2 protein-coding genes are annotated in these 1,425 nt (G+C 72.2%); both read right to left on the bottom strand.

Annotated features, from left to right (window positions below):
- Positions 1-240 (bottom strand): hypothetical protein (locus HMPREF3099_RS06760; RefSeq protein ID WP_202816716.1); only part of this gene is annotated, 240 nt, incomplete at its 3' end.
- A gap of 106 nt (positions 241-346) precedes the next feature.
- Positions 347-1,425 (bottom strand): S8 family serine peptidase (locus HMPREF3099_RS13480; RefSeq protein ID WP_237769783.1); only part of this gene is annotated, 1,079 nt, incomplete at its 5' end.

The following is a 1,425-nucleotide window of genomic DNA, read 5'->3' on the forward strand; positions in this document are numbered from 1 at the left end:
GGCGGCCCGGGCGGTGGGCGAGGCCATCGCGGCCGGCCCACGGCGTGCGGCGTCGGGCAGGTCCACCATCACGATGTGGAGGCGGCGGCCGTCGGTGTCGGCGGACCCGGCAGCGGCGGGCGCGAGGTCGGAGGATCCGCCCACCGGCGCGGCGGGCAGCGGCAGGGCGGTGGCAGCGGTGGTGGCGCCGGCCAGGGAGGCGACGGTCAGGGCGAGCAGGGAGCGGGTCAGTGTGCGCACGGCGGGGTCCTTCGGCATCGAGGGGGAGGGGAGGACGGCAAGGGGTGGTGCACGAGGTGCGGGGTGCCCCTCAGGACACCCCGCACCGTTCACACGTGGCGGGAGGTCAGCGCACCGCGACGTCGTCCACGAGGAAGGACGTCCGGGAGCTGTTGTCCTCGGTGGCCGTGAAGCGCAGCGTCACCTTCTGACCGGCGTAGCCGGACAGGCTGTTGCTCCGGGCGGCGTAGGAGGTGTTCTCGTTGTCGTTGCCGTAGGTGGCCAGGGTCTTCAGCACGGTGCCGGAGGGGCTCAGCAGCTGCACCTTCATCGAGTCGTAGCGCGGGCTGCCGGAGAACTCGCGGGAGTCGATGCGCAGCTTGTAGTCCAGCGCGGTGGCGCCCGCGGGGATGGTGAGGGTCTGGTCCACCGTGTGGGTCACCGCGTACCCCTCGCCACCCAGCCACAGCTTGTTGCTGCCCGAGGAGGCGGTGTAGCCGTCGTTGCCGATGGCCCAGGTGTCGCCGGTCCAGCCCGTGGCGCCGGCCTCGAAGTCACCGTTGACCACGACACCGGTCACCGGGTCGGGGTCCGGGGTGGTGGTGTCGTTGCCCAGCAGGGCGGTGGTGTTGAGCATGAGGTTGGGCGAGCCCTGCACGTTGGTGATGGTGTTGGGCGTGGCCGAGGACTTCAGCGCGTTGGTCACCTGGGAGACCGAGGCGGTGGGGTTCTCCTGCAGGTAGAGCGCGGCGGCGCCGGCCACGTGCGGGGAGGCCATCGACGTGCCGGAGATGGTGTTGGTGGCCGTGTCGGAGTCCTTCCACGCCGAGGTGATGTCCGAGCCGGGCGCCAGGATGTCCACGCACGAGCCCCAGTTGGAGAACCAGGACAGCGAGTCGGTCCGGTCCGTGGACCCCACGGTGATGGCCGAGCTGGCGCGGGCCGGGGAGACGTTGCACGCGTTCTGCTGCTCGTTGCCCGCCGCCACCACGGTGACCACGCCGGAGGCGGTCAGGCGCGCCACGGCGGCGTCGGTGGCGGCGTCGGCGTACCCGCCCAGGCTCATGTTGGCCACGGACGGACCGGTGTGCTTCTGGGCCACCCAGTCCATCGCGGCGATGATGCCGGCGGTGGGCCCGCTGCCGTCGCAGCCGAGCACGCGCAGCGGCACGAGCTTGACGTCCTTGGCCACGCCGTAGGTCTCGC

The organism is Kytococcus sp. HMSC28H12, assembly GCF_001816045.1.
Taxonomy (GTDB): domain Bacteria; phylum Actinomycetota; class Actinomycetes; order Actinomycetales; family Dermatophilaceae; genus Kytococcus; species Kytococcus schroeteri.